Here is a 26,981-nt window from a genome sequence, read left to right on the forward strand (position 1 = left end):
ACCACTAACTAAAGACTTGGCGTTTTCCCAGTTTCTGCCTGTGTTTCAATCGGCTGCACATCGCTGTAGCCCATTGCACCAGCAATTGTCCTTAAAATAGACATTTGTTCTTCAAATTCCAGTTTTTCTACTTCTGAGAGCAAATTATTAATGTCGTTAGAAGCTTGGTAGTCATCTGGCATATCAACGACTTGATCACCCATCGCTTCTGCCCAAGCGTACCAAACTAGCAATTGGTTGTTTTCTTTGATCGAACCATAGGCACGGGAGTATTCTGTATCTTCACAATTAACAATTTCCCGCATAATTGCCAGTTGCTGTTCATTAGATAATTTGTAATAGTCTCCTAGCAACTTGGGCGCTAATTCTGGTTCCGCTGCCATAGGTGCTGCGGGAGTAATAGAATCTCCCATTTTTTCATACACTAAATACAGCCAAGCTAGCTTAGCATCAGTATCTAGTTTATTAAAAGCTTCTACATGCTTTTGAGTCTCTGCACTTAAGGCTTGAGGCATAGATTTATTGTAACTGGTAGTCATAATTTATCTCAAAGAGAATTTTTAGGTACAAACTAACAGTTACAAAGTTCCATAATCTGAAGCGCCTTCCTCTAGAAATAGTTTTTTAATTGAAAAATACGTACATTTATCTACCTTTCAATAGAGGAGAAATATCTATCTACAGATATCGAGGTTCGATTGGTTCGCTCTGATAGAATCTCGGCATAAACAAAAAAAATATCACAGGGGATTGTTATGCCTGAAGAAATTAAACCAAATGTTACTGAAGCTTCTACCGAAGATGCAAAACTAGCTGCTGAAGAAATTGCTAGTGGCGAAGCAAAAGCGCCCAGCGTTGATATGGAAGCAGATTATCAAGCAGCACAGCAATTTAGCGTGAGTGAAGTTGATCGCACTGGCGAAGGTGCAAAAGCAGCCCAAGATGCAACTGCACCAGAGTATCAAATGCCTGAACCAGAAGAGAAGAAAACAGAAGCACAGCCAACAGGCGATCCTGCTGATTTTCAAGCAATGGCACAGGAAATTGGCTCTAGCAATCAAGCTGTAACTAACGTCAGTGATGATTTAGTACAAGAAGCTTTGAAAAAAGGTCAATCAAAATAATATTTAGGTGTCATTAGTCAATTGTCAATGGTGGAATTATTTTGACATTTGGCATTTGACTTTTGACATTTAACTATTATTCACCACATCTAACAGTTCACTTGGATGATGGATTAAATAATTTGGATTTTGTTTAGCTAAAACTTCTGGAGAATTAAACCCCCAAGTGACTGCTACTACTTTGATATTAGCTTTTTTAGAAGCTTCGATATCCCTAGTTTCATCTCCCACATAAATTACTTCTTCTGGTTTAAGTTGTTTTTGTTTAAGCACGTTATTAATAATTGTTGTTTTACCAAAAATTGTTATCCCGGAATAAATAAATTCAAATAGATTATCTAATTCATTAATTCTCAAGAATTCCGTCACATTGTCTTTAGAATTAGACGTGATAATTCCTAGATGATGATCTGCATTTTTCAAGTCTATTAAGGCTTCTTTCATTCCTGGAATTGGTTTTAGCTCTGGTATTTTACTTTTTAATTCTCCTTTGACTTTTTTTACTAAAAAAGGTATTTTAAATACAGAAATACCTGAATAATTAATAATTTCTCTAGAAGTTAAATTTCTCAGCAAAGCTAGTTCTTCTGGAGTAATTTGTACATAACCAAACTCTTTGGCTAAACGGTTAGCAATACTTACAAGTGCGTCTACTGTATCAGCGATTGTGCCATCAAAATCAAAAATAATTACTTTCTGGGTCATTCTTGTGCCTGCTGGAATGCGTCTAGGTTAGCACGGGCATTCCGTCGTAACATTTCTGGCTTAATTCGCCGCAACGCCGATGCCGGAAACTGTTGATCCCAGTCCTGATCTGAGATTTGGGCTAATTCTATCAGTTTAGGGTCAATATTCCCAGGATATGGCTGAAATTCTTCCACATCAGTTGGATTGGCAAAACGCTGATTCCAAGGACAAACATCTTGGCAAATATCACAACCTGCAATCCAACCGTGTAAGTTAGATGCAATTGTGTGTGGTAGTTTTTCCTGACGATTTTCGATTGTGTGATATGCAATACAGCGATTAGCATCTACTACAAATGGACTAGTTATTGCATCTGTAGGACAAGCCTCTAGGCAGCGAGTACAATTACCACAATGTTGTGTATGGGGTTTGTCTGGAGTTAACTCCAAGTTGGTTAGCACTTCTCCCAAAAATACCCAAGAACCATATTCCCGGGTAATCACATTCCCATTTTTGGCAATCCAACCGATTCCAGCTTTTTGTGCCCAGACTTTATCTTGCACCGGGCCTGTATCTGCATAATAGCGTGCCTGAATGTTTTCACCTAATCCCTGCAACCAAATCGAGAGTGCTTTCAATTTTTTGTGCATGACTTTGTGATAATCCCGCCCCCAAGCATAACGAGAGATTTTACCGTACTCCTCGCCTTCAGGGCGTTGATGTGGCGTATAGTAGTTGAGGGCTACACAGATTAGCGATCGCACATCACTCATCACTAACCGAATATCCTGACGCTTAGGAGAAGTCATCCATTCCATGTCGGCGTGATAACCAAGCTTAATCCATGCTTGCAACCGCTTTATCTCTGTATCGTCCCCATATACAGCAGCTATACCGACTTTGTGAAATCCTAACTCCAGAGCTTTTTGTTTAACTTCAGCACTGCTTGTTCCTGGCAATTGATTCATTTATCTTATCTGAAATTTGCCGTAACTACGGCGTTACAATTCTACACTACCTAGTCAATACATACATTTGCCATTTCTTAGGCATGGTATTTGTAAATTTTATTTGCAATTTGTAAATAAATGATGCAAGATGTATATCGAAAGCAAAAATAATGCTTTCAGTAATTCCCAGCGTACAAACTATCGACTTTGGTGCGATCATGACATTTACTACTGATTCTGCACAAAACCGCTTTTCCAACACTTTCAACTACAGCACCCAAGCAGTTGATGCAGTTGCATCCACTGTGGCTGTATTTACAAGCTTGAGTGTAGACGATCAGCTGGCAGTACTTTGGTATGCTTACACTGAAATGGGGCGTTCAATTACGCCAGCTGCTACAGGCGCTGCTCGTTTGCAATTAGCCGAAGGTCTGCTGAATCAAATTAAGCAGATGACTCATGAAGAGCAGTTACAGGTAATGCGTGATCTGGCTGCCAAGAAAAATACCCAGTTCTGCCGTTCCTATGGTATCCTGAGCGCTAACACCAAGCTAGCTTTTTGGTACGAACTGTCTGAATTGATGGTTAAAGGTTTTGTTGTTCCCATGCCATCTAATTATCAACTGTCTCGTGATGGTGTGCGGGTATTGGAAACACTAAAAGAACTCGATTTTGGTCAACAAATTACTGTTCTCCGTAAGGTCGTAACTGACATGGGTGTTGATCCTCTCGCTGACTAAGTATTATGAAGGCAGGAGTCAGGAAAGAGCAAGTCAGATTTTTTGCACGCTTTCTGATGTATACACTTCATTGTAACCATTTAAGATATTCTGGCATCCTGCTTAGATTCTGTAAGTATCTTTCCCTATCTCCCCTTATTTCCAGCTACCAAGTTGCTCTTTATATTCCCATCTGGGTAATATAAAGAGTCTTTTTTATACTCAGGAAGTACAAAGTTGTAATTTTTTGAAACGCAGAGGATCGCGGAGTTAGCGCAGAGGGACGCAGAGTATCGGTAAATTTAATCCGCTACGAATTAATGGAATGCTGTACTCGGCTATATTAAGCTATCACCTACTAACTAATGTACAGACGTGCCATGGCACGTCTGTACAACAACTAACAACTAACCACTAACCAATATAAAAAATACATCTCCAGCAACAGGATTAAATTGATTGTTATTTGTAAATTAATGGAAATATAATCTGGAGTTAATTTTATGGTTTTATCACAATCATCTGGAAATACTACACAAGAATTAACTATTGAGGGAATTACAGAACCAACTATCCTGTGTTACTTTCAATCGTTGAATGCAGGAGACTTTGATGCTACTGCTAATTTATTTGCTGATGATGGTGTAATGCATCCGCCTTTTGAATCTGGAATCGTAGGACCAGAGGCGATCGCTAATTATTTAAAGAAAGAAGCTGTGGATATTAAAGTTTATCCCCGCGAAGGAATATCTGAGACTTTGGAAGAAGGTGTAATTCAATTTCAGGTGACAGGAAAAGCGCAAACTTCTTGGTGTGGAGTTAACGTTTTATGGCAGTTTGTCCTCAATCAGCAACGAGAAATTCTTTACACCAAAATTAAACTGTTAGCTTCTCCTCAAGAATTGCTGAAAATGCGAAAACAGTAGTTAGGTGTTAGTTGTTTGTTGTTTGTTGTTTGGAGGATGTCACAATCAACAATCAACAACCAACAACCAACAATCTTTAATTTTTTATTGCTGCCATTTGTTCAAAAGAGCGCAGTAACAATCTTCTTCCTAACTCTATATCTTTGGGCGCACACTGCCAATCAGGATGCGCTGTCATGAGCAAACTATCCAAAGTTTCTTGATCGAATAAATGCCAGACAGGAAAGCCATTGATTTCTGCTTCTATGGCATAGCAATTAGAACTAACACAGTGAATCTTACAAGTATCAGCAATTCTGGCCAAGGTCATTTGTTCTCCTGGTTGTAGCGAACGAAATTGCTGCATGACTTGCTTTAGTTCGCTTTTGGCAGACACAATCAGCCCAGGAAGCGCTACTGTTAAATTTTTGTCTCCATTTACCATAATCCAGTAGTGACGACTGGGGTCAATTCCTTCTAACCAAGGTAATTCATCATCAAGACGATAGCGTGGTGACAAACAAAACAAGGCTTCCATAGGTAAAACAGTGACTTTGTTGTGCAATATTTTGAGTGAGATTTATCACCGGACACGTGCAAAGTCGATTGTTGAACTTGCGATCGCACCCGTTCTATGCATAATTAATGCCTTACCGAGTCAAGCACACCCCCTAAAAATACTTTTGGAGTTACGCTTGTGCAAAATAGACGGCAAGGTCATCTTAGCGATATTTTTATTTTTTGATAAATATCACCTATAAATCAAATAAATTTAGCAAAAGTTATTAAACTAATTAACACTTCTTAATATCAAGGCTGCTCAAAAATACACTTAGTATAAGCAAATTCTCTATAGTAAACACTCTGCTACCTGGTGCGCTCATCTTTGCGAGACTGTGCGTTTAAACTCGCTAATAATGTACTAATTAAGCAGAATCTGGCAAAGTCACTTCTAGCTTGAGACAGTTATAACCATCAACCTGTAACTTGTACTCAACTTTATCCATGAGACGATTCATAATTAACCAACCATAACCACCTTCTTGTTTATCCGTGGGGCTAGGAGGTAAATAGTTGGATAGGTCAAAGCCATCACCACGATCCCAAATTTCCAAGGCTATATCTCGGTCTTTAAATTCTAAACGGATTAAAACTGGTAAAGAGGGCTGATCTCTATGGGCATGACGCACGACGTTAGAATAAGCTTCTACCAAAGCAAGTCGTAGACGACTTGATTGTCGTGACCAATCAATCGATTCTTTGAACTGAATTTCCAAGCATCCCAACAACCAATTTTCGACGATGCTTAAAAACTTCAGGTCGCTTGGTACATGAAGCTCACTTTTCATCACTTAAAACACCTCCAGTGAGAGTATAGTCTGGTCATCTTCTTGAATGTTGTTGTCAGCCTGAATACGAGCTAACAAATGATTGAGAGATAGCGGTTGAGTTTCTTGTTGCAAGAGTTGCCAAAGACCATCAAGATGTAGCATGGTACGGTGATTTGGCTGAAATCCATTCACTGAGTTTTCTACTGCATAGCTCTTTTTTGTCACCATCGCCTCAGTAATCCCATCACTGGTAAACAGTAGGATATCTTGAGGAGCAAGAAACAATTGCCCAAAATCTGCTTGCCATTTAGATAAAATACCCAAGGGAATACTACGTATTTTTAGGTAATTGGGATTTTCTGTATCATTCTCGCGAGACCACAACAGAGGATATATGTGACCTGCATTGGCATAAACAAGTTCTCTGGTGGTGGGAGTATATCGGGCTAAGATGAGAGTGATAAAGCAATTGCTACTAATTAAGTCATCACCCAAAGCTTTATTGAGATTTTGAATCACCATGTTGGGCATGGCTGGTGTTTCTTGAGATAATTCCCGGCGTAACACCGAGATTGCACTAGCCATAAACAATGCAGCAGGGACGCCTTTACCGGAAACATCACCCACTGCTAACCATAAATCTCCTTTGGGATGGACAAACACTTCAAAAAAATCTCCCCCGACTTCACGGGCGGGGTAACAACGAGCTTGTACCTTTGCACCTTTGATATCAGGTAAGCTTTGACGTAGCAAGTTGTTTTGAATTTGGCGAGCAATTTCTAATTCTGCCCGAATCTGTTGTTGTTTTTCCTGAAGACGTTGGTAAAGTTTTGCCTGGGAAAGGGCTAAGGCTGCTTGTTCCGCAACACCTGTAATCAGCTGAATATCCTCATCTTGCCAAGGCTGATCTCGTCCTGTTTGATGGAGAGCAAGAACAGCAAGGAGATGTTGCTGATAAATCAGTGGTACTGCCAATTGGTAACAAAGATTATCATTATTATTATATAGACTATGCTGATAATGCTGAGTGTCGAGAACTTGTTTAATCAAAAAACTGGCATCGAAATACTCATATGAACAGGGAATTTTCGGGTCTAAGTAGGAGAATTCATCTGCTGTCAAGCAATTGCCTTCTACTGGTCTAAGCAAGCAATAACTAGTTTTAAAAGACTGACCTATTGTGGCAACAATTTTCTCCAACATGCTGGAGTAGTCTAAAGATTCACGTATTGCAGTAGTAACGGCATTAAATAATGATTCTCGTCGTAGGGCGCGGCGTAATTCTTGAGTACGCTTTTTGACTAGCTGATATGTGTCTGCTGCTTGCTCAACAATTTCTTTAAGTCGATCCGGTTTCCAAGGTTTAGTAATGTATTTGAAGACCTGACCAGAGTTAATGGCATCAACTAAATCTTCAACATCAGTAAAACCAGTCAGCAAGATGCGGATTGTATCAGGAAAGCGCTCTACTGTCAAACTCAAAAATTCCGTGCCATTCATCTCTGGCATTCTTTGGTCAGAGATAATCACAGCCATTTCACCTTCTTTATCCAAAATTTCAAGTGCTTTCATTGCATGATTTGCTTTGTACACTTGAAAGTCTCGCCGAAAAGTACGGTAGAGTAGTTCTAGGTTATCCGGCTCATCATCTACCACCATCAATTTGAGTTTTTCCACATCTGTCTCAGTCATATTCGACTTCACTATTCCAGATATTTCAATGGCGAAATGGCGTAATCATATCTGTTACACCTAAATCGTCATTTGAACATTAAGAAAGACTGCATTCAGGGTAATCCACTCATTTTTAACACATATTTATGATAAAAAAGTAGTAATTCTACTGATTAGCGAATAGTGAACTAAAATTATTTTTCTAGTAATTTATCTAGCCTATCCGACTAATCCAGAACGCAAAGCCCTAACCGCTGCTTGGGTGCGGTCGTCAGCACATAGTTTGTTTAAAATATTACGAACATGTGTTTTGACAGTACCAACTGTGATGTATAACCTCTCTGCAATGACAGCATTACTACAGCCTTCTACAATCAGTTGCAATACTTCTAATTCTCTTTCTGTGAGGATGTAGGGATCGATTATATCTTCAGTACCATTGTTTTCTGAACTTGGCACTGGGGCTTTAGTATCTGCTGTCCCGTCTACTTTCAATGGATTTTGTTGTGCTTGTTGTAATACGATACGAGCGATCGCTGGATCTATCCAAGCATTGCCATTGTAAGTAACGCGTACAGCTTCGGGTAAGTTATCGAATTTGATATCCTTCATACAATAGGAGTCAGCCCCAGCTGCAAAGGCTGCTAAAACGGCTTCTTTATTATCACGCAGAGTCAAAATTAATACTTTTACTCCGGAATCTTCTCCGTTGGCAAGTGTTTTCACCTCTCGTGTGAGTTCGATACCATCTTTATCTGGTAAACCAATATCTATAATTGCAATGTCTGGTTGTATTGTTTTTAACAATCTTATACCATCAGCAGCGTTAGCAGCTTCTCCCACCACTTCTATTTCTTCCTTTTGCTGTAGTGCTATTTTGATACCTACACGGGTGAGATCATGATCTTCTATTAATGCCACACGAATTTTATTCATAGTCAATTCTGCCTGTTGCACTCTTAACTGTGTATGATTGAGTTTACTAAAAAGTTTTAGAAGATGGAGTGTGAACTACTTGCAAATTGAGAACTGCGAATAGCGAATCCTGAATTAGTTTGAGTTTAGCTGCTTGATACTGCACTAAAAAAAACGACTCAAATCATGAGTTTGGATAATACTTTGATGTTAGGGGATGAAGATAAAGCCCTCTCTATTTTTACTTTTATGCCTAATGCTTTCTACCCTGATCTTGTGTTTTGAAATTTAATAGCACTGTATTATAAAACACTTTGTATTTAATAACACAAGATAAAATTAGACCTAAAGTAACTTGATCAGGCTTGCAATCTACTTTTAGAAAGAATGTAGCAAAAATTATTTAATCAAAATTTGTGATCTAAAATACGCATTTTTAGGGAATTCTCTATTTGCAAAAATTTGTTAGACTATCGTTCGATGGACATTGGTGTGAGGCTACTCAAAAATAGGCTATGTTTAAACCGCCTAAAGTATTTTCGGTGTTGGGGCTACCAGTTCATATCATGACTGATTATCCAAGCTGGTTGCTGGAAAGCCTGAAGCAAGGCATGGGAGCGCATGTAATCACGCTCAATGCCGAAATGACTATACAGGCAGAACAAAACAAATCTCTAGCTGAGGTGATTAAAACTGCCGAGCTAGTTATTCCTGATGGAGCGGGAGTAGTTCTGTTTTTGCGGTGGCTGCGGCGGCAAAAAGTGCAGCGAATACCAGGAATCGAGCTAGCAGAAACACTGTTGCGAGAACTTGGAGAAAAACAAACGGATGCAAAAGTCTTTTTCTATGGTGGTGCTACTGGAGTTGCTGCCAAAGCCGCAGATTTTTGGCAGAGGCAAATTCCGAGCTTGACAATAGCAGGTACACATTCGGGTTTCCATTCCCCAGCAGAAGAAGAACAATTACGACAAACTCTTGCTCAAGTGCAGCCACAAGTTATTTTTGTTGGTTTAGGTGTGCCACGTCAAGAGTTATGGATTGCCCAAAACCGCCATTTGTGTCCCCAAGCAATTTGGATCGGCGTCGGTGGCAGTTTTGATATTTGGTCTGGGACAAAAACTCGTGCTCCTGCTTGGTTAGGGAACAACCATTTAGAGTGGCTGTATCGCCTATACAAAGAACCTTGGCGTTGGCGACGTATGTTGGCTTTACCTAAATTTGCCTTGAAATCTTTGATTTATGGTTTGACAGTCAGAGAAGCTATAAGTCAGTAGATGCTTTGGGGAGAAGGGGAGGTGGGGAGATGGGGAACTCGGGGTCCCCTCTGGGGATTAGGGGCGGTGGGGAGATGGGGGAAGTGTGAGGAGTGTGTAGACGCGTAGCGGCTTAAGGTAAGCGTGGGGTGTGAGGAGTGTGAGGAGTAGTAGCCACTAACCACTAACCACTAACCACTAACCACTAACCACTAACCACTAACCACTAACCACTAACCACTAACCACTAACCACTAACCACTAACCACTAACCACTAACCACTAACCACTAACCACTAACCACTAACCACTAACCACTAACTAACAACAACCAACAACTAACTAAAAAATTTCAGTATGGATAATGAGATTCCTGGGTAATATCTGGGAATCTTTATTTTATGAATGTTTAGTTAGTGGGTGTGAAGAAATAGCAATGCCAACAGCAGTATCACCGAAAGTGGTGTCTGATAAATCTACTTATGCTCAAGACAGCGATACTCAACAGCCTAATAATAGGCTGATGGTGCAATTGCGCTCAACTGCAAAAACATATCTCAATGGTCATAATGCCCTGTTAGATGTGAATTTGGAGGTAAAACAGGGTGAATTTCTGTTTATTACAGGCCCTAGTGGTTCTGGTAAGTCTACGCTGTTGAAACTGCTGTATGGCGAAGAGTTATCAACACAAGGAGAGGTAATAGTTGATGGCTGTGATGTGGCTGGTTTACGGGGCGATCGCTTATCATTGTTTCGGCGGCGAATTGGCATTGTGTTTCAAGACTACAAACTCATCCCTCAAAGAACAGTGGCAGAAAATGTAACTGTTGTGCTGCAAGCACAAGGATATACCCGTAAGGAAATTCAACGGCGTTTAGAACCGACATTAAAATTAGTAGGTTTGTTAAATAAAGCTGACTGTTTTCCAGAAAAACTATCTGGGGGAGAACAACAACGGGTAAGTATTGCTCGAGCAATTATCGCAACCCCACCACTACTTTTAGCTGATGAACCAACTGGTAATCTTGATCCTGATAACTCTTGGCAAGTAATGCAGATTTTTCAGAAGTTAAATTCCTTTGGGGTAACAGTAATTATTACTACTCATGATGAGCAGCTAGTCCGACGATGTGGTCATCGTGTGGTACAAGTCCGTAACGGCAGACTACATCAAATTACAGAATAACAAGTGGTTGATTGTTGATTTTTCCAAACAACTAACAACTAACAACTAATCCGATTTTTAACTTTTGTTTTGGTAGGTATTTTAATTGCCATAGGATTTGATGAAAGTGTTTGCATTCGCTCCAATGCTTGCAAGCTATCAAAAGCTGCTTCTCGGATTGCTGGTTCTTCCTCATGACGAAGTAGGAGTCTCAAACATTCACCAATACTTTGTAACTCGGAAGTATTGATTCGATTGTTGGTGATTAATTTGGTGAGGAGACGTATAGCAATTAAACGCTTGAGAGGATCTTTTTCACTGAGATTACTTAACAAATTATCTAACTGATTTTCATCTCGATTTCCGTAAGAGTTGACTATTTGCCATGTCAGTAAAAATAAAGTCAATAGTGTGGCTAAACCTTGCAAAATCACACCAGCAGCAAGCCAATGACTATTGGAGTCTAACCAAATTGCAACTGCCATGTATGTACTGAAGCAGGCTATACCACCGCTCATTACAGCTACAGCCAATCGACGGTTAGGACTGTTTAAAAATTTTTTAATTTCAGACCATTGCAACTGCCAACGCCATGCTTGCATGGAATAAACAAACATCATTGTCCCAACACCCGCACTGCTGGCTAACAGCAGTTTCCAGTTCCACAACAGCATTGCAACCACTACAGTCAGGAACCCAAGAACGCCTCCTGGCCCTCGGAAACGCTCTAAAGCTAACTTTTTTGTGGCTCCTGACTTGAACTCTGGAAGCATCCAATCGAGGATCTGGTCAATCAATTGCTGCCAAGAAGACGAAGCCTGTGCCACGGTATCTACCTACTTGATTGTGAAAGTTTAATAAATAAGTAATAATACTAATTGGAAACATGATTGCGACAGATGGATAGCTAAAAAGCTTACCCAGTAAATATTTCACAATCTAAAATCCAATTTGCGGTATAACCTCTATCAGAATACCTGAATTAGAGGTCTTGGCACAGATTTTATCACCGAGTTTTTATAGATTCGCTCTGAAAACAGAAACAGAAGTTATCAATGGTGAATTGACCATCAAAACCGCAAAAAGTGACGCTGTGAATATCATTAGCCGTTACAGACAGTAAGGTATTGGGGGAAACGGCAGAATCGGAATTGGCTAAATTAGCCCCTGCTAGTACTGTTTGAGTTAACAGTTGGCGATCGCGATTATATGCGGAAAGTAGCAAACGCTGTGAACTTGTGACAAAAGCACTCACAAATTGAACTGGCTGCAAAAAAGTCGCTTCTAAATATCCGCCTTTTGGCGCACCCATCAGTACCATCAAACCAGAGTAAGTGGGAAATGCAGGATTCGAAGGCTGTATGGCGATACAATTGTCAAAAACTATACCCCATTTTTGATACTGATGCTTCACAACTTCAAAGCATTTTAAATCTTCTAAATTTAAATAAATACAGTTAGGTATAGCCACCTTTTCAGTGCCAAATGCTGTATGCATTTGACTATGGAAAGATGAATCTACCATTTGATTGTGAATATTTTGGATATCAAGGTTATCAAGCATTAATTTTTGGTCTTCAAGCTTTGGCTGTTGATCAGATTGAAGACAAGCTTGCTTTAACATGACACCCCACCTAACCATTTTCTATAAAATCATCAAATTACTAACTATAAAAACAAAAACCTTCCTTACCAGGCTGTACAAAGTCTGACTTTTAGAACTAATTGATTACACAGTCAAGTAAAAATCAAAGCTTAGTTATTTGCGATTTTGTTTACGAGTTTAACTGACACTCAAAATTATCAGTATTGTTTCTGATAGATTACCATATATAAAACCTGAGGGTCTCACCCTTCAGTAATACCTATTACTAGTACAATTATCGTAATTATGCTATTTTCAAGCAACAAAACCAGAAAACCGGAAAAAAATTACTGAATCTTCATAACTTAGCCAGTATTTTTACATCTACTTCACCAGAAGCGTTGATCAAGAAAATAATGATTGAATCTCTCTTTGGAGGTAGGTAGGGAGAGTGGGAGAGTGGGAGAGTGGGAGGTGGGGAGATGGGGAGATGGGGAACTCACCGGCCCCCACTCCCCCAAGGGAGTGGGGATTAGGGGCAGTGGGGAGATGGGGAGGTGGGGAGTGTGGGGAGTGTGGGGAGAATAAATAGTGACAAGTGACAAGTGACAAGTGACAAATGACAAATGACCACCGACCACCAACCCTACCCTTACCTTAAGCCACTTCGTGTCTACGGGTTCGCCAGTCCCCCTACCCTTACCTTAAGCCCTCCGGGTACTCTACCCTACGGGAACGCCTTACGGCGTACGAGAAGCCGGGCTTCGCCCGTCTACGGGGGTTCGCATACCCTTACGGGAAGCCGCTCCGCGTCTACGTGACGGAAACCGCCAAGACTGCGACCCCCTCACCGCTGTTGCGTCTACGTGACGGGAACCGCCTTTTTGGGGGGCTGGACTCACCACCAACCACCAACAATCAACAACCAACAATCGACAACCAACAACCAACAACTAATGACTCCTGAATAAAAATCTATGTTTATACCAGTAGGATTTGAACAACGCTCTGTGATTACCTCCTTAGGCAGGATGGTTTACTATACAGCCACTGGCTTACCTTGGCAGGAGAATAAAGTTGCTAGCGAGGAATTAGAGACTCTAGTGTTCTTGCATGGATTTGGTGGAGGTTCTTCTGCGTATGAGTGGTCAAAAGTTTATCCAGCATTTGCCAGTGAGTATCGTATTTTGGCCCCAGATTTAATCGGTTGGGGTCGATCTGAACACCCCGTACGGAATTTCACAATTGAAGACTACTTGACGACGATTCGAGAGTTTTTGCAGCAGACTTGCACTCTCCCTGTGAGAGTAATTGCTTCATCTTTGACAGCAGCGTTTACTATTCGAGTTGCGATCGCTCATCCAGAATTATTCAAGTCTTTAATTCTGACCATACCTTCTGGAATTTCTGACTTTGGACAAGATTACTCTCGCACTTTTTTTGCTCAACTCATCAGTATTCCTGTGATTGATAGAATACTTTACACTACTGGAGTAGCGACAGAAAATGGTATTCGTAGCTTTTTAGAGCAACGACAATTTGCTCACCCCAACCGGATATATGAAGAAATTGTCGAAGCTTATCTGGAATCAGCCAAGCAACCAAATGCTGAATACGCTGCTTTATCTTTCGTACGCGGTGACTTGAGTTTTGATTTGTCACTTTACATTCAACAACTAACTATTCCAACCGCGATTATTTGGGGACAAAAATCACAATTTACTAGCCCAGGAATTGGGCATCGTCTTGCACAAATGAATCCGCAAGCAATTAAATATTTCCAGGAGTTGCAAGATGTAGGATTGACACCACAATTAGAAATGCCCGCAGTAACAATTGGTTTAATTAGAAAATTCTTACCTCTGTTAACTGAATCACCAACAGCAGTAACTTATTAAGAACAATACTCTAGTGGTCTGTGTCATTAGTTCTAAGGAGTTGCGAGGGGCGAGAGCCCCGACTTTTTAAAAAAGTCGGAGCTCTCGCGGCCAATGATAACTAATACAATAGACCTGTAGTGGTATTATTTTCTATACTAGCCTCTTACTCCTAACTCCTAAATCACACCGACACGAGGTAATCGATGCTTAAATCCACAGAGAATTTCCCAAGAAATTGTGTTTAATTGATTTGCCCAATCATCTGCGGAGATTAGTTGTTTGCCATCTTGACCTAGTAAGGTGACTACTTCACCTTCTTGTATATCTGGTAGGGCGCTGATATCTACCATCATTTGATCCATTGTAATTGCACCGATCTGTTGTACTCGTTGACCACGAATTAATACCTGCATTTTGTTGGAAAGATTGCGTGGTACACCATCGGCATAACCAATTCCGACAACAGCAATTCGCATTTCTTGCTTGGCAATAAATTGATGACCGTAACTCACACCAGTCCCAGCAGCAATGGTTTTGACTTGGGTGACTCTAGCCCTGACTTGCAAAACAGGTTTCAGCTTAATTTGCGATCGCAAATGCCTAGCTGGGTAAAGTCCGTAAATGACTAAACCTGCACGCACCATATCGTAGTGTAATGCTTTGTCGCTCAGGGTGGCGGCTGAGTTTGCCAAGTGCAAGCAAGGTGGTTTTATTCCTAATGCTTTAATTTGAGCGATCGCTTCTTGAAAGCGTTGGTGTTGTAGTTGCATGACAGTCGGGTCAGGACTATCTGCTGTTGCTAGGTGCGAATAAATACTAGCTATTTTTAAGTGTGGCAGACTCTGCACTAGCTGAACAAACTCGCTGGCTTCTTGCCAGTTAGTTCCTAAGCGGGACATACCTGTGTCTAATTTGATGTGTACAGGTATGGCACAAGTATAATTATTTGCTTCTATAATGTTAGAAAATACTAGTGCGTGTTTAGGACTGCATAGTGTTGGCTGAAGTTGCCAATGGGCGATCGCATGAATTTGTTCTGGAGTGTGAGTGGCACCTAATATCAAAATTGGAGCTTTCACCCCAGCTTCCCTTAATTGAATTCCTTCTGGAACAGTGGCAACACCAAGCCAACTTGCTCCTGATTCTAAGGCTGTTTGGGCAACTGTGACTGCTCCGTGTCCGTAAGCATCAGCTTTCACGACTGCCATTAGCTGGGTACGTGGTGATAGGAACTGGCGTAGTTGTTGGACGTTGTGCGCCAAAGCCGCTAAATCAATTTCCACCCAAGCACGCTGCGAAAACCAAGCATAAGTGTCGCATAGCCCAGCTGCAACACTTTGAGATGGCTCATGACTTAACATCCTGTTTACTCCTATCACACCACTGTTCTGCTTTCAGCTTATATGTTTATTCAAGTTGCTAAAAGCTACTCTGGAATAATCAGGAAGTTTACCGCTCATCGTGTCAATGACACAAGAGCTAGTAGTGGGATTTGGTTTAAATTAGTTAAGCATGGTTATCATTCGCCCGTACCGTCCAGAGGACTTAGAAAAGATCGTTCAGCTGTGGTGGGGTACCTGGCATGAAACATTTCTCAAACTGACACATCCACAGCCGTACACAGCATGGATTGTCCGCTTTCGTGATGAAATTGCGGTGCAAGGGCTAATTTGGGTAGTAGAACTGGAAAATCAAATAATTGGTTTCGTTGTAGTAGTAGTTCACCACATTGATTTTGATAGGTTGGCCAGATCCCCGACTTTTTAAAAAAGTCGGGGATCTAACCCTTCAAAAGAGTCAAAACTTATGTGGTCGAGTACTACAGCAAAATACACAAGCTTGTGCATTTTACGAACGTCATGGTTTCAAAGCTGGTAAGCAGGGTATTAATCAAATCAACAACCAGCCCAATATTGAATACCATTGGCGCGATCGCTAAACCTTACTTCTAAAAATCTAGCTTTTCTCTCCATTTTGGCAACAAATCCGGGAGTATAATTTATTCTCATCACCAAAGCAGAGTATATTTGTGTTAATATATGTAAAACTAATACCTTGAACGATCATCAATGGGGAAGGTTTTAGTACTTAATGCCTCTTACGAACCGCTCAACATCACGAGTTGGCGCCGTGCAGCGGTTTTGCTAATCAAGGGTAAGGCAGAACGGGTAGAACACAATGGCAAGTTTCTTTACTCCGATTTTCCGCTTCCAACGGTGATTCGCTTGCGCCATTATGTGCGGGTTCCCTATAAAGAGATTCCTCTCACGCGCCGAAATATATTGCACCGGGATGGCCATACTTGTCAATACTGTGGTTACACAGGAGATGAGTTGACTTTAGACCATGTAATACCGCGATCGCGTGGAGGAGGAGATTCTTGGGAAAACATTGTTACAGCTTGCGTCCGCTGCAATGTTAAAAAGGGTTGCCGTACCCCTCATGAAGCACATATGCTTCTACGCCACACACCTCGAAGACCTTACAGCAGTTTGTACTTTGAGGTTACAAAGCACCTAAAAACTGGAACACACAAGGAGTGGCAAAAGTATGTTATAGGGCTTTAACATTTACCTTTGTTTGATATCAATCGGTAAAAGTTTTTTTATAGCTTTTGCTGTTTACCAGGTGTGGACTAGGTTGGTTTGGCGGCTTGTTGTTGGCTATATCGCCCTTTACAAGCTGACATAGGACTTTGTAAAGATTTGTTGCCGTTTTTGACCAACCTTGCCATCATAACACATTTTGGTATGACCGCAAGTAGTTAAAAATTTTTTATTTCTCAGAAAGACTGTAGATACAACAAATTTATCAATTAAGCATCCTTCGGTTATCAGCCAAAAAAGTGTAGAAAAAATAGACCCATATATACATTCTCAAGTTCATTGATTTTTGCGAAGATCGACATAGTGTGGCTAAACCAATGATTTTCTGATTGTAGTTTTTATTGTTGAACTTATCTCACGCCACACAAAGTAAACTATTTCCTATGCAGTTTCATTCTTCCCTTACTCAGTTTGAGAGATTGCCATTGACGACAGACCCGACTCCAGAACCGAATTCGGATGAAGTAGAAATAGACAAAGAGTCTTTAGATGTTCCACTCATCAGACAGTCTAACGGAACACTAGCATCTACTGAAGGAGTCAATTCTCTAGGCCAGCGCGCCAATTCTGTGACACTACAGAAATCGGAAGAATTGCGTCAAGTAATGCTTGCCCACCGTCATGAGCGTCAGTTGGTAATTTTACAAGACTTTCCCGATCCAGATGCTCTTTCTTCTGCTTGGGCTTACCAGTTGATTGCTCAGCAATACGATATTAAATGTGAGATTGTCTATGCTGGCACTCTCAGCCACCAAGAAAATATTGCCTTAGTCAAGTTAACTGGTTTACCAGCCATCCGCTGTTCAGTACCAGCGTTGAAAAGCAAGGATTTGTCTTCTTACCAAGGTTATACCTTAATTGATAACCAAGGAACCACTTCTGGATTAGTGCCAGTAGTGCAACAGGCAGGAATTCCCCTGATGGCAGTAATTGACCATCACAATTTACAAGGAGACCTCAAATCAGAATTTATTGATATTCGTCCTGCCGTGAGAGCCACAGCAACAATTTTTACTCAGTACTTACAGGCGGGGTTGCTGCCTTTAGATAACAGTATCAACCAGCACGTCAAATGCGCTACTGCTCTGATGCATGGTTTGCGTTCAGATACTAATCTGCTGATGCAAGCCAAAGAAGAAGATTTTATGGCAGCAGGTTATCTGAGCAAATTTTACGACGCCCAGCTACTTAGCGCCGTATTGCAAGCTAACCGTTCTAAACGGGTGATGGATGTGATTGAGCGATCGCTCAAAAACCGTATCGTCCAAAATAACTTTTCCATTGCCGGAGTCGGTTATTTGCGCTACGACGACAGAGACGCCATACCTCAAGCAGCAGATTTTCTCGTCACTGAAGAAAACGTCCACACTGCCGTAGTTTACGGGATTGTTCATGATGAAGACGAAGAATTAGAAGTAGTTGTAGGCTCCTTGAGAACCACTAAACTTACTCTAGACCCTGATGAGTTTATTAAAGAAGCCTTTGGACAAGATAGCAGCGGTCGATTTTTTGGTGGTGGACGCACCAGCGCAGGTGGCTTTGAAATTCCGATGGGTTTCTTATCAGGCAGTAACGAAAATTCCGCTTATGCGAAAATGAAGTGGGAAGTTTTCGATACTCAAATCAAGCAAAAGCTGCTGAGATTAGTTAACCCCAAAGATAACCCGATTCAACCAGAGTAAATGTTGGTAGTTGATGGTTGGTAGTTGTTTGGAACACACAACAAACAACCAACAACAAACAACAAACAACAAAATTGTGGAACTTTATTTTATTCGTCATGGCATTGCGGAAGTAGCAACCGACGACATCAAAGACGAAGAAAGACGCCTGACAAAACAGGGGCGGCAAAAAACAGAAAAAGTCGCCCAGCGTTTGAAAAAGTTGGGTTTGCACTTTGATTTTGTAGCTACTAGTCCCTTAGTGAGAGCTAGACAAACAGCAGATATCCTTATGGCGGCTGGACTGAGTTCGCAAATAGAAGAATGTACTCATCTAGCTCCCGATGGTAATATTTACAATTGGGTTGTAAACTGGTTAGAACCAAAGAATTTTGCACCAGAGACTAAACTGGCTTTGGTTGGACATGAACCCTGTTTGAGCCGTTGGGCAGAAATTCTCGTCTGGGGGGAAGCTAAGGAGCATTTGGTGCTGAAAAAAGCGGGTATGATCGGGATAAAAGTACCAGAAACAGGCTCTCCTTTGGGTCGCGGTCAGATGTTTTGGTTGACACCACCCAAATACTTGCTCTAACAGTTTTTCCACAGTTCCGTAAAGAATTTGTGCGATCGGAATTACTGTTATGGCAACAAGAATTTCTGGTAAGTTAGCCTGGACAAATCTTTAAAAATCAGATGGTGTTGCCATGATGGTGTGCGAATATAGGCCTGGTTTGGAAGGCATTCCTGCTGCCCAATCAAGTATTAGCTTTGTTGATGGGCAAAAGGGATTACTTGAATATCGTGGCATCCGGATTGAGGAACTAGCAGAAAAAAGTACATTTCTGGAAACTGCTTATCTTTTGATCTGGGGTGAGTTACCAACCGCAGAAGAACTAGCAGCATTTGAGGATGAAGTTCGCCATCATCGGCGGATCAAATACCGCATTCGCGACATGATGAAATCCTTTCCAGAAAGCGGTCACCCTATGGATGCCCTACAAGCCTCAGCTGCTGCTTTAGGTTTGTTTTATTCACGTCGTGATTTGGATAATCCGGTTTACATCCGGGATGCAGTAGTTCGCTTGCTAGCAACTATTCCCACAATGATAGCAGCGTTTCAGTTGATGCGAAAAGGAAACGACCCAGTACGTCCTAATGATGAGTTGGACTACGCTGCTAACTTTTTGTATATGCTCAACGAAAAAGCACCAGATCCACTAGCAGCGCGAATTTTTGATGTTTGCTTGATATTACACGCAGAGCATACAATGAATGCTTCTACCTTTAGCGCGAGGGTAACAGCTTCTACTCTGACAGACCCCTATGCAGTAGTGGCTAGTGCTGTGGGAACCTTAGGAGGCCCGTTACATGGCGGTGCTAATGAAGAAGTAATTCAAATGCTAGAGGAAATAGGCTCTGTGGAGAATGTGCGTCCTTATATAGAGGATAGGCTACAACAAAAAGCCAAAATTATGGGTTTTGGACATCGTGTGTACAAAGTTAAAGATCCACGGGCTACGATTTTGCAAAACTTAGCAGAACAGCTGTTTGCGAAATTTGGTAACGATAAATTCTATGACATTGCCCAAGAAATGGAACGGGTGGTGGAGGAAAAATTGGGTCATAAAGGAATTTATCCTAACGTTGACTTTTATTCCGGTTTAGTGTATAGAAAGTTGGGAATTCCTACAGACTTGTTCACACCAATATTTGCGATCGCTCGCGTTGCAGGTTGGTTAGCACACTGGAAAGAACAACTCGCCGAAAACCGCATATTCCGCCCTACCCAGGTTTATAACGGTCGGCACGATATTCCTTACACAGCCATTGATCAGCGCTAGCGATAGGAGGTAAGGGATAGGGGATAGGGGATTGGGAGACAAGGAGGACAAGGGAGAATAATTTTGTATCAAGATTTTCCTTTTTACCTTTCCCCTTCCCCCGTTGCCTCTAATCCCCACTCCCTTGGGGGAGTGGGGGCCGGTGAGTTCCCCTTTTCCCTTTCCCCGATGTCCTCAATTCTTACCATAAGTAGAAACTCTACATCTGGCTGATCGTGGTAAAACCCATCCAACGATATACTAGGCATGGAGATTGCAAAAAATCTTAAATTTTTGCCTGGTATAGGCAATGATTATTGATGGGTAAATTTACAGTTATTAACAAGTGTAGATAGTTGTAAACGACCATGAATTGGTGACTTGAAGAGCAACAAACATGAATTCAGGAATTGATCTGCAAGGAACTTTTATTCAATCACTCACGGATTTGGGAGTGCCAGGAGACTTAGCCAAAGCAATTTGGATGCCACTGCCAATGATTTTAATGATTATTGCTGCGACAGTGGGCGTATTGACCTGCGTTTGGCTTGAGCGGAAGATTTCAGCAGCAGCACAGCAGCGGATTGGCCCTGAATACATTGGCCCTTTGGGTTTGCTGGCCCCTGTAGCGGATGGTCTGAAGCTTGTCTTCAAAGAAGATATAGTGCCAGCCAAATCTGACAGAGTACTATTTACCCTTGGCCCCATCATTGTTGTTTTGCCTGTATTCCTGTCCTATCTGATTGTGCCATTTGGACAGAATATACTTATTACTGATGTCGGGATGGGGGTCTTTTTGTGGATTGCTTTGTCCAGCGTTCAGCCAATTGGTTTGTTGATGGCTGGTTATGCATCCAATAACAAATACTCTCTTTTGGGTGGACTGCGCGCCGCAGCACAATCAATTAGCTACGAAATCCCTTTGGCGTTGGCGGTACTAGCGATCGCGATGATGTCCAACAGCCTCAGCACCGTTGATATTGTTAACCAACAATCTGGCTACGGTATCTTAGGATGGAACATTTGGCGACAGCCAGTCGGCTTCATCATCTTTTGGATAGCAGCCCTCGCTGAATGCGAACGTCTGCCTTTTGACTTACCGGAAGCAGAAGAAGAACTAGTAGCAGGTTATCAAACAGAGTACTCTGGGATGAAATTTGCTCTGTTCTACCTAAGTTCCTACGTCAATCTCGTACTCTCAGCACTCCTGGTATCAGTTTTATACCTGGGTGGTTGGGATTTTCCCATTCCCATTAGCACGTTAGCTAGTTGGTTTGGAGTTAGTGAAGCCAATCCGGTGTTGCAAGTTGTCACCGCTTCATTGGGCATCACTATGACCCTACTTAAAGCCTACTTCCTAGTCTTTCTGGCCATCCTATTACGTTGGACTGTACCCCGTGTTCGCATTGACCAACTACTAGACTTGGGATGGAAGTTTTTATTACCAGTCGGTTTAGTAAATTTACTATTAACCGCTGCTCTGAAACTAGCTTTTCCCGTCGCCTTCGGCGGGTAATGGGTAATGGGTAATAGGTAATGGGTTAAGAAACTATCACCAATTACCTATTACCAATTACCAATCACCTGTCATCCCTAAGGAGAGAGAAACACAATTATGCTAAAGTTCCTCAAACAAGTTGGTGATTACGCCAAAGAAGCAGTACAAGCCGGACGTTATATTGGTCAGGGACTTGCTGTTACCTTTGACCACATGCAGCGACGTCCAGTCACCGTACAATATCCTTACGAAAAATTAGTTCCCAGCGAAAGGTTTCGCGGTAGGATTCACTTTGAGTTTGATAAGTGTATTTCCTGCGAGGTTTGTGTGCGGGTTTGTCCTATTAACTTACCTGTAGTAGATTGGGAGTTTGACAAAACCAGCAAAAAGAAAAAGCTCAAGCACTACAGTATTGACTTTGGTGTTTGTATCTTTTGTGGTAACTGTGTGGAATATTGTCCAACAAACTGTCTCTCCATGACAGAAGAGTACGAACTTTCCACCTACGATCGCCACGAATTAAACTACGATAACGTAGCAATGGGTCGTCTTCCCTACAAGGTCACAAATGACCCAATGGTCACTCCACTACGTGAATTAGTTTACCTGCCCAAGGGAGTTATGGATCCCCACGATCTACCAGCTGATGCACCTCGTGCAGGTTCCCGCCCTGAAGAACTTGTAGAAAAAGGGTAATGGGTAATGGGTAATGGGTAATGGCAATTACCAATTACCATTTACCATTTACCAACAATGATTTACCGATTATTCAGACATCAAAGGACGACAAATTGTGAATCTAGCGGAAGGAGTACAGGTTGTTTCGTTTGGCATACTAGCTGTAATGATGATAGGGGCAGCGCTGGGTGTAGTACTGTTCTCTAACGTTGTCTATTCAGCCTTTATGCTAGGCGGTGTGTTTGTCAGTATAGCTGGGTTGTACTTATTGCTAAATGCTGATTTTGTAGCAGCAGCACAATTGTTAATTTATGTTGGCGCGGTGAACGTGCTAATTTTATTTGCCATTATGTTGGTGAATAAGCGGCAGAATTTTGTTCCCTTTCCCACAGCTTGGGTGCGTAAAGTCCTAACGGCTGTGGTGAGTCTGGGACTATTTGCGCTGTTGAGTGCGATGGTGTTAGCGACACCTTGGTCGTATTCTACTGCTACTCCTGTAGGCAACCCCATAGTTGTTATTGGTCAGCACTTCTTTAGTGACTTTTTACTACCGTTTGAAGTTGCTTCTATTCTGTTATTGATGGCAATGGTAGGCGCAATTATTTTGGCACGTCGCGAATATCTGCCAGAACAAATTGTCCCATCTGATTTGCCACAAACAGTTTTGACATTGCCAGAACGCCCCAGAGAGTTGGTATCCGCTGGCAGCGACAAGGAACAGTGAACAGTTAACAGTGAACAGTTAACAACTAGCAACTAACAACTTAAAACAGTAGTAGAAGTTACGAAGAATTATGCAACTCCAGTACTTTTTGTTACTAGCAGCAGCTTTGTTTTGTATTGGCATCTATGGTTTGATTACCAGTCGCAATGCTGTGCGAGTGTTAATGTCAATTGAATTGCTGCTGAATGCTGTGAATTTAAACTTGATGGCTTTTTCTAACTTCCTAGACTCAACAACAATTAAGGGTCAGGTTTTTACTGTATTTGTCATCACTGTAGCGGCAGCAGAAGCAGCGGTAGGTTTAGCGATCGTACTGGCAATCTATCGCAACCGTGACACTGTCGATATGGAGCAGTTTAATCTCCTCAAATGGTAAAGTTGTGAACCTTAAAAAGGTAATTATTGCTTATAAAGCAAGAGATGCCCAAAGTAAGCGTTGGGCAGAAATTTGTGCAAAGCAACTCGAAAATCATCAATGCCAGGTATTAGTGGGGCCAAGTGGGCCTAAGGATAATCCTTACCCAGTATTTTTGGCCTCAGCTGGACAACCAATCGACCTGGCATTGATACTTGGTGGTGATGGTACTGTTTTAACCGGTGCTAGACACCTAGCCCCAGCTGGCGTACCCATTTTAGGAGTAAATGTGGGTGGTCACTTGGGGTTTTTAACTGAGTCTGTGGAAGAATTTCAAGATACGGAAAAAGTTTGGGAGAGGCTGTTGGAGGATCGTTATGCTATCCAACGGCGCATGATGGTACAAGCAGCGGTGTATGAAGGTCATGGTAGCAACTTAGAGCCTGTGAGCGAACGCTACTTGGCTTTGAATGAAATGTGTGTCAAACCTGCTTCTGCCGATCGCATGATTACCTCTATTCTAGAGATGGAAATTGACGGCGAAGTGGTCGATCAGTACGTTGGCGATGGATTAATAGTTGCCACCCCTACAGGTTCTACTGGGTACACCGTTTCTGCCACAGGACCCATTGTCCATGATGGCATGGAAGCTATTAGTATTACTCCCATTTGTCCGATGAGCCTTTCTAATCGCCCCATCGTTTTACCCCCTGGTTCTGTAGTCAGCATTTGGCCGTTGGGTGATTACGATTTGAGTACAAAGCTGTGGATGGATGGAGTATTAGCTACTTCGATTTGGCCCGGACATCGCGTTGACGTACGCATGGCTGAGTGTCGGGCCAAATTTATTATTCTACGGGAAAACAACTCATATTACCAAACACTGCGAGAAAAATTATTGTGGGCAGGGACAAGGGTTCGTTACAACAGCACTAACCACACTAATTGATGTGTTAATTTTGACTATTTAAATCAATAAAAAGTAAAGCAGGCTCTAACTTCAATCTAAGTTAGAGCCTACTTGTACTGATATCAAGTCTGGCTAATTACTTACGATATGATTAGTCTTGTTGGTGATAGGTAATATCATTTCACTAAAAGTGTGATACATATAACGGCAAGTGCATCACTCAAAACACGGCAGGTGGAAACAGTGCAGCACTTAGCAGTAGTGGTAGGTAGAGGGCGTGTGAGGGTGTGCATGAATATAATATTTATTCTCCTCACACTCCCCACACCTCCCCATTGCCCCTAATCCCCACTCCCTTGTCTCCCTCTTTCTATTACTCCAATCCCCAAGGAACAAAGTGATTTTTTTGCTGTCATTAAGTACACATTTCAAAGTGAATTACAAGGGCAAGGAAAAATTATATAATTTTTTAACAATTCTTTAAACTTGCCTATTATAATATCTCTAATGGTGTGAGTTAAGTTACGGGTGATTTTGTAAGCAATGTCTACATCTAGTATTTCTGAACGTGAATCCCATGCTGCTTGGGCAACAAAGCTAGAGAAGTGTTTTAATCAAGTAGATCAGCAAGTCAAATTTATGCACTTGCAGGCAGAGGTAGACTGTCTGCTACAGCAGTTGCAACATTTGAAGATGCAAAAATTGGCTGCCATTGATAAAGAAGAATAGGCAGTATCTCAAAAACAAAACTTGTCTGTGACAAGTGCTGTTAGAGATGTCAGTGTCAAATTATGGCTCTCGGTAACAATTATCATCAGCCCGTGTCCAAATTTTTAGCAATTGGCATTCTCTAGCAGTAAAGTAAATTGACTTAGGAATTGCCAGTATAGCGATCGCTACTAAAAAATATTGAGAATTTTCCTGGTAATTATATAGTCTACCCAATAAACAATTCAGTTACCAGTTACTTACAGTCAAAAGCTAGCTATTAGTGACTGATAACTGATAACTGATAACTGTTTACTGTTCACTGATCACCTGTGCTACCAGAGTTTGAATGTAGGCTAGTGATTCTTTAGTAATTTGGGTTTGTCTTTGTAGGAAAGTGTTAGCACGTTCTTGTCCTTGCTGAACTGCTATTATTAAAGCTCCCCATGCTTGCACTTCTGGCCGTTTAGGATTGACCTGTAATGCTGTTTCGACGCGATTCCATAATCTGCCTTTGTCTGCCTTAAGCAAAGTAGCGATTTCTCGGGCATTTTGTGGTGATGCTTCAAATACTTGTAAAGCTTTTCCCCAGCGACCGTCTATTAAATCTGTCAGTACTTGTTGACTAGGACTGGCCCAAGTTCTATCTGCTTGGATTTTGGTCAGCTGAGAGTGCAGGCGAATCATATCAATTTGCGCCTGTGCTGCTGCTGGCATTTTGTCCCGACGCTGTTTTTGTATGAATTGCAACCATTCCCAAGCTGGTGTCCATAATCCACTCTTGGCGATCAAGAGGGCATCTTGGTAAGCAGCATCGTTGAGGGCGGGTGTTTGCAGGGAAATTTTTTCTAATTGAATGGGGTTGAGGACAAAGTTGGATGGTTTAACTTGATAGATTTGTAGTTGGGGTTCCAAACCTACTGTTTGATATACAACTAATTCTTTTGCACCACCACCAGTTACCTGCTGCCATTTTGGGAGTTGTCCAGAAGGACTTGTCCAAGACAACATCAGTTGCAGGTTGGTGCGTTGGGGGTTGTAGTGAAAAATGTAACCATAAGTAGTTGCCTGTGACCCTTGCTGGTGCTTACCCTGTGCATAAAACCAAATACCTGGAGATAATGTCTCACCTTCAAAACGCCCTATTTCACTGACTGGTAAAACAACACTGGAATCTTGGTTTTCAGATGTAGCATCAACAGAGGGAGAAACGACAAATGATTCTTCTAGTCCAGTGATGGATAGTTGAGTTGCTAAAGTGTAGTATTTTTCAGCTTTTGATTTTAGTTCTAAGTTTTGTGAACGTTGATAAACTCTCAGTTCCACAATTTCTCGGCAATCTGATTGACAATTATGAGCTTGTTTGAAAACCGGGAGTAAAAAAGTTTCTGTTTCACCGCTTTCTAAGGGAAGGATATCTCCGGCAATAGTACCTTGTTCTTCGAGGGCAGATTGAATTTGTGGCAGGGTTTGGGGATTTTCGTCGTGGCTAAGAGATTTTACCCATGCAGGCAAAAATTTATTTAACCAAGTGACTTTATCAGGATTGATCATCAATTCGATACTAACCCAGGCAAAAGCCGCGACTAAGCAAGCACTGCCTAGTAGGATGGCGATCGCTAATTTTGAGGCTAATCCCGAGGAAGTTTTCCTAGTCTTGACTTTTCGACGCAGAACCTGACGCCCACCTTGTTGAGAATTTTCTGCGGGAAGTTGGGATGTTTTGACGATTTTCTTAACTTTTTTAACAATTCGTTTTTTAGTTGTGTTGGTAGCAGATGGTTTTGGTGCTGGGTTGGGTGGGCGGTTAACCATACTTTTATTTTCAGTAAT

At 41.6% G+C, this 26,981-nt stretch carries 32 protein-coding genes; 20 read left to right on the plus strand and 12 right to left on the minus strand.

The features are described from left to right. Positions 1 to 8: 8 nt before the first annotated feature. Positions 9 to 539, minus strand: coding sequence for an orange carotenoid protein N-terminal domain-containing protein (locus UYI_RS0106290; protein WP_016865826.1), 531 nt, complete (start codon positions 537 to 539; stop codon positions 9 to 11). Positions 540 to 755: 216 nt separating this feature from the next. On the opposite strand from UYI_RS0106290, the gene UYI_RS0106295 reads away from it, so the two are divergent. Beyond that, positions 756 to 1,124, plus strand: a complete 369-nt coding sequence (locus UYI_RS0106295; RefSeq protein ID WP_016865827.1) for a hypothetical protein — start codon at positions 756 to 758, stop codon at positions 1,122 to 1,124. Positions 1,125 to 1,193: 69 nt separating this feature from the next. Here UYI_RS0106295 and UYI_RS0106300 read toward each other — a convergent pair whose 3' ends face one another. Both UYI_RS0106300 and queG read right to left on the minus strand, forming a co-directional pair. Next, positions 1,194 to 1,829 (minus strand): HAD-IA family hydrolase, encoded by a 636-nt coding sequence (locus UYI_RS0106300; RefSeq protein WP_016865828.1) that lies wholly within the window; start codon positions 1,827 to 1,829, stop codon positions 1,194 to 1,196. Further along, the gene (gene queG / locus UYI_RS0106305; RefSeq protein WP_016865829.1) at positions 1,826 to 2,779 is read right to left on the minus strand and encodes a tRNA epoxyqueuosine(34) reductase QueG; all 954 of its coding nucleotides are present in this window, start codon (positions 2,777 to 2,779) and stop codon (positions 1,826 to 1,828) included. Before queG ends, UYI_RS0106300 begins: the two co-directional genes overlap by 4 nt. A 200-nt stretch (positions 2,780 to 2,979) precedes the next feature. On the opposite strand from queG, the gene UYI_RS0106310 reads away from it, so the two are divergent. Next, the gene (locus tag UYI_RS0106310; RefSeq protein WP_026085775.1) at positions 2,980 to 3,501 is read left to right on the plus strand and encodes an orange carotenoid protein N-terminal domain-containing protein; all 522 of its coding nucleotides are present in this window, start codon (positions 2,980 to 2,982) and stop codon (positions 3,499 to 3,501) included. A gap of 482 nt (positions 3,502 to 3,983) precedes the next feature. Continuing rightward, positions 3,984 to 4,406, plus strand: coding sequence for a nuclear transport factor 2 family protein (locus UYI_RS0106315; RefSeq protein ID WP_016865831.1), 423 nt, complete (start codon positions 3,984 to 3,986; stop codon positions 4,404 to 4,406). A gap of 76 nt (positions 4,407 to 4,482) precedes the next feature. Here UYI_RS0106315 and UYI_RS0106320 read toward each other — a convergent pair whose 3' ends face one another. Next, a complete protein-coding gene (locus tag UYI_RS0106320) occupies positions 4,483 to 4,923 on the minus strand; it encodes a hypothetical protein (RefSeq protein WP_016865832.1) in 441 nt (146 codons plus the stop codon). A 10-nt stretch (positions 4,924 to 4,933) separates the two neighbouring features. Here UYI_RS0106320 and UYI_RS37565 point away from each other — a divergent pair, with 10 nt between their 5' ends. Then, positions 4,934 to 5,146, plus strand: coding sequence for a hypothetical protein (locus UYI_RS37565; protein ID WP_162140386.1), 213 nt, complete (start codon positions 4,934 to 4,936; stop codon positions 5,144 to 5,146). A 165-nt stretch (positions 5,147 to 5,311) separates the two neighbouring features. On the opposite strand, the gene UYI_RS0106325 is transcribed toward UYI_RS37565, so the two are convergent. The 3 genes from UYI_RS0106325 to UYI_RS0106335 form a co-directional block, all read right to left on the minus strand. Further along, a complete protein-coding gene (locus tag UYI_RS0106325; protein ID WP_016865833.1) occupies positions 5,312 to 5,734 on the minus strand; it encodes an ATP-binding protein in 423 nt (140 codons plus the stop codon). Positions 5,735 to 5,737: 3 nt separating this feature from the next. After that, on the minus strand, positions 5,738 to 7,408 hold the full coding sequence (locus UYI_RS0106330) for a SpoIIE family protein phosphatase (RefSeq protein ID WP_016865834.1): 1,671 nt from the start codon (positions 7,406 to 7,408) through the stop codon (positions 5,738 to 5,740). Between the two features lie 201 nt (positions 7,409 to 7,609). Beyond that, the gene (locus UYI_RS0106335; protein WP_016865835.1) at positions 7,610 to 8,326 is read right to left on the minus strand and encodes a response regulator transcription factor; all 717 of its coding nucleotides are present in this window, start codon (positions 8,324 to 8,326) and stop codon (positions 7,610 to 7,612) included. A gap of 494 nt (positions 8,327 to 8,820) precedes the next feature. Here UYI_RS0106335 and UYI_RS0106340 point away from each other — a divergent pair, with 494 nt between their 5' ends. Both UYI_RS0106340 and ftsE read left to right on the plus strand, forming a co-directional pair. Then, a complete protein-coding gene (locus tag UYI_RS0106340; RefSeq protein ID WP_026085776.1) occupies positions 8,821 to 9,579 on the plus strand; it encodes a WecB/TagA/CpsF family glycosyltransferase in 759 nt (252 codons plus the stop codon). Positions 9,580 to 9,994: 415 nt separating this feature from the next. Next, positions 9,995 to 10,744: a cell division ATP-binding protein FtsE gene (gene ftsE, locus UYI_RS0106350; RefSeq protein WP_026085777.1), complete on the plus strand. Its 750-nt coding sequence runs from the start codon at positions 9,995 to 9,997 to the stop codon at positions 10,742 to 10,744. Between the two features lie 38 nt (positions 10,745 to 10,782). Here ftsE and UYI_RS0106355 read toward each other — a convergent pair whose 3' ends face one another. Both UYI_RS0106355 and UYI_RS0106360 read right to left on the minus strand, forming a co-directional pair. After that, positions 10,783 to 11,550, minus strand: a complete 768-nt coding sequence (locus UYI_RS0106355) for a hypothetical protein (protein ID WP_016865839.1) — start codon at positions 11,548 to 11,550, stop codon at positions 10,783 to 10,785. A 179-nt stretch (positions 11,551 to 11,729) separates the two neighbouring features. Further along, a complete protein-coding gene (locus UYI_RS0106360; protein WP_016865840.1) occupies positions 11,730 to 12,347 on the minus strand; it encodes a hypothetical protein in 618 nt (205 codons plus the stop codon). Positions 12,348 to 12,728: 381 nt separating this feature from the next. On the opposite strand from UYI_RS0106360, the gene UYI_RS37570 reads away from it, so the two are divergent. From UYI_RS37570 to UYI_RS0106370, 3 genes are all read left to right on the plus strand, one after another. After that, positions 12,729 to 12,896, plus strand: coding sequence for a hypothetical protein (locus UYI_RS37570; protein WP_016865841.1), 168 nt, complete (start codon positions 12,729 to 12,731; stop codon positions 12,894 to 12,896). Between the two features lie 38 nt (positions 12,897 to 12,934). Beyond that, positions 12,935 to 13,129 carry a hypothetical protein gene (locus tag UYI_RS37575; protein WP_162140387.1) on the plus strand — a complete coding sequence of 65 codons (195 nt, stop codon included), beginning with the start codon at positions 12,935 to 12,937 and terminating at the stop codon, positions 13,127 to 13,129. 156 nt (positions 13,130 to 13,285) lie between these two features. Continuing rightward, the gene (locus UYI_RS0106370) at positions 13,286 to 14,206 is read left to right on the plus strand and encodes an alpha/beta fold hydrolase (RefSeq protein WP_016865842.1); all 921 of its coding nucleotides are present in this window, start codon (positions 13,286 to 13,288) and stop codon (positions 14,204 to 14,206) included. A 158-nt stretch (positions 14,207 to 14,364) separates the two neighbouring features. Here the strand turns inward: UYI_RS0106370 and alr are convergent, their stop codons facing one another. Next, entirely contained in the window at positions 14,365 to 15,549 is a 1,185-nt protein-coding gene (gene alr / locus UYI_RS0106375) for an alanine racemase (RefSeq protein WP_016865843.1), read from the minus strand. A 151-nt stretch (positions 15,550 to 15,700) separates the two neighbouring features. On the opposite strand from alr, the gene UYI_RS0106380 reads away from it, so the two are divergent. The 11 genes from UYI_RS0106380 (at position 15,701) to UYI_RS0106440 (ending at position 25,169) form a co-directional block, all read left to right on the plus strand. Further along, positions 15,701 to 15,955, plus strand: a complete 255-nt coding sequence (locus tag UYI_RS0106380) for a GNAT family N-acetyltransferase (RefSeq protein WP_016865844.1) — start codon at positions 15,701 to 15,703, stop codon at positions 15,953 to 15,955. A gap of 302 nt (positions 15,956 to 16,257) precedes the next feature. Further along, positions 16,258 to 16,755, plus strand: a complete 498-nt coding sequence (locus UYI_RS0106390) for an HNH endonuclease (RefSeq protein ID WP_009457046.1) — start codon at positions 16,258 to 16,260, stop codon at positions 16,753 to 16,755. 422 nt (positions 16,756 to 17,177) lie between these two features. Continuing rightward, a complete protein-coding gene (locus UYI_RS0106395) occupies positions 17,178 to 18,476 on the plus strand; it encodes a DHH family phosphoesterase (RefSeq protein WP_016865846.1) in 1,299 nt (432 codons plus the stop codon). Between the two features lie 76 nt (positions 18,477 to 18,552). After that, positions 18,553 to 19,047, plus strand: a complete 495-nt coding sequence (gene sixA / locus UYI_RS0106400; protein WP_026085778.1) for a phosphohistidine phosphatase SixA — start codon at positions 18,553 to 18,555, stop codon at positions 19,045 to 19,047. 112 nt (positions 19,048 to 19,159) lie between these two features. Then, the gene (locus tag UYI_RS0106405; RefSeq protein WP_026085779.1) at positions 19,160 to 20,296 is read left to right on the plus strand and encodes a citrate synthase; all 1,137 of its coding nucleotides are present in this window, start codon (positions 19,160 to 19,162) and stop codon (positions 20,294 to 20,296) included. A gap of 376 nt (positions 20,297 to 20,672) precedes the next feature. Continuing rightward, entirely contained in the window at positions 20,673 to 21,791 is a 1,119-nt protein-coding gene (gene nuoH, locus UYI_RS0106415) for an NADH-quinone oxidoreductase subunit NuoH (RefSeq protein ID WP_016865850.1), read from the plus strand. 99 nt (positions 21,792 to 21,890) lie between these two features. After that, a complete protein-coding gene (ndhI, locus tag UYI_RS0106420; protein ID WP_016865851.1) occupies positions 21,891 to 22,469 on the plus strand; it encodes an NAD(P)H-quinone oxidoreductase subunit I in 579 nt (192 codons plus the stop codon). 97 nt (positions 22,470 to 22,566) lie between these two features. Next, the gene (locus UYI_RS0106425) at positions 22,567 to 23,175 is read left to right on the plus strand and encodes an NADH-quinone oxidoreductase subunit J (protein WP_026085780.1); all 609 of its coding nucleotides are present in this window, start codon (positions 22,567 to 22,569) and stop codon (positions 23,173 to 23,175) included. Between the two features lie 70 nt (positions 23,176 to 23,245). Beyond that, complete coding sequence (nuoK, locus tag UYI_RS0106430) at positions 23,246 to 23,551, plus strand: NADH-quinone oxidoreductase subunit NuoK (RefSeq protein WP_016865853.1); 306 nt, start codon at positions 23,246 to 23,248, stop codon at positions 23,549 to 23,551. 4 nt (positions 23,552 to 23,555) lie between these two features. After that, positions 23,556 to 24,479 (plus strand): NAD(+) kinase, encoded by a 924-nt coding sequence (locus UYI_RS0106435; protein ID WP_016865854.1) that lies wholly within the window; start codon positions 23,556 to 23,558, stop codon positions 24,477 to 24,479. 504 nt (positions 24,480 to 24,983) lie between these two features. Continuing rightward, positions 24,984 to 25,169 carry a hypothetical protein gene (locus tag UYI_RS0106440; protein ID WP_016865855.1) on the plus strand — a complete coding sequence of 62 codons (186 nt, stop codon included), beginning with the start codon at positions 24,984 to 24,986 and terminating at the stop codon, positions 25,167 to 25,169. A 60-nt stretch (positions 25,170 to 25,229) separates the two neighbouring features. Here the strand turns inward: UYI_RS0106440 and UYI_RS36540 are convergent, their stop codons facing one another. Beyond that, the gene (locus UYI_RS36540; RefSeq protein WP_157226301.1) at positions 25,230 to 25,385 is read right to left on the minus strand and encodes a hypothetical protein; all 156 of its coding nucleotides are present in this window, start codon (positions 25,383 to 25,385) and stop codon (positions 25,230 to 25,232) included. A gap of 75 nt (positions 25,386 to 25,460) precedes the next feature. After that, positions 25,461 to 26,963, minus strand: a complete 1,503-nt coding sequence (locus tag UYI_RS0106445; protein WP_016865856.1) for a hypothetical protein — start codon at positions 26,961 to 26,963, stop codon at positions 25,461 to 25,463. Positions 26,964 to 26,981: the final 18 nt, after the last annotated feature.

The sequence above is a fragment of the Fischerella muscicola PCC 7414 genome (assembly GCF_000317205.1).
In the GTDB taxonomy this organism is placed as follows: domain Bacteria; phylum Cyanobacteriota; class Cyanobacteriia; order Cyanobacteriales; family Nostocaceae; genus Fischerella; species Fischerella muscicola.